This is a genomic window from Psychrobacter aquaticus CMS 56, assembly GCF_000471625.1.
GTDB lineage: Bacteria > Pseudomonadota > Gammaproteobacteria > Pseudomonadales > Moraxellaceae > Psychrobacter > Psychrobacter aquaticus.
Window position 1 is genome coordinate 1 of sequence record NZ_AUSW01000028.1, and the last position, 905, is coordinate 905.

General features: G+C 39.0%; 2 protein-coding genes. Both read left to right on the forward strand.

The features are described 5' to 3' along the window. Positions 1-64: 64 nt before the first annotated feature. Positions 65-415 carry an IS630 transposase-related protein gene (locus tag M917_RS14405; protein ID WP_021814241.1) on the forward strand — a complete coding sequence of 117 codons (351 nt, stop codon included), beginning with the start codon at positions 65-67 and terminating at the stop codon, positions 413-415. Next, positions 342-902 (forward strand): IS630 family transposase, encoded by a 561-nt coding sequence (locus M917_RS14125; protein WP_227500827.1) that lies wholly within the window; start codon positions 342-344, stop codon positions 900-902. Before M917_RS14405 ends, M917_RS14125 begins: the two co-directional genes overlap by 74 nt. The last annotated feature ends 3 nt before the right edge of the window (positions 903-905 follow it).

The following is a 905-nucleotide window of genomic DNA, read 5'->3' on the forward strand; positions in this document are numbered from 1 at the left end:
CTATAGTCAATCTTAGATAAAACCGATACAATGTTTATAACCAATTCATTTAGTGAAATAAACGATGACCTATTCAATCGACTTTCGCAAACAAGTGTTACGAAGCATTAAAGACGGCATGACGATTCGAGAAGCTGCTAACTTTTATCAGCTTAGCACAAGCTCGATTCACAGTTGGCAGCAGAGCTTAGTTCCTAAAACAACCAGAAATAAAGCACCGACTAAAATATCAAATGAAGCCTTATTAAAAGATGTTGAGCAGCATCCAGATGAATATATGTATGAGCGGGCACAGCGTTTAGGTTGCAGCAAGTCAGGCATTGAGTCGGCTTTAAAGCGTCTTGGCATCAGTCAAAAAAAAGACCTTAGAGCATCCAAAAGCCTGTCCGATCAAAATAGCGATATATCAAGATAAGATTGATCGTTTTAAGCAACAAGGCTATCCCATTGTGTATATGGACGAAAGCGGGTTTGAGGCTGAAACTATTCGCCCTTACGGCTATGCGCCGATAGGTAAACCCTGTATCGATCGCTACAACTGGCAAGCAAAAAAGCGAACCAATGTTATTGGTGCTTTGTATAAAAAGATGCTGTTTGCGCTTGATTACTTTGATAAAAATATTAATGGGAATATATTCTATCACTGGTGTAAATACACGCTAATCCCAAGTCTTAAAACCAAATGTGTGATTGTTATGGATAACGCAAGCTTTCACAAACGCGTTCAAAGATTGCTTAATAGGCATGGTCACCGTTTGTTATTTCTACCACCCTATAGCCCTGATCTGAACCCTATCGAAAAGAAATGGGCGCAAGCAAAGTTTCTACGCCAAGGGTGGATGGAGAATAATCTACCTAAACTATTTTATGATATGGGTTGTTCCAGTTTTATTGTGGATTGATTA

Bases quoted from the DNA above. Each gene is read 5' to 3' on its own strand.
- M917_RS14405 (WP_021814241.1), top strand. From the start codon at position 65: ATGACCTATTCAATCGACTTTCGCAAACAAGTGTTACGAAGCATTAAA.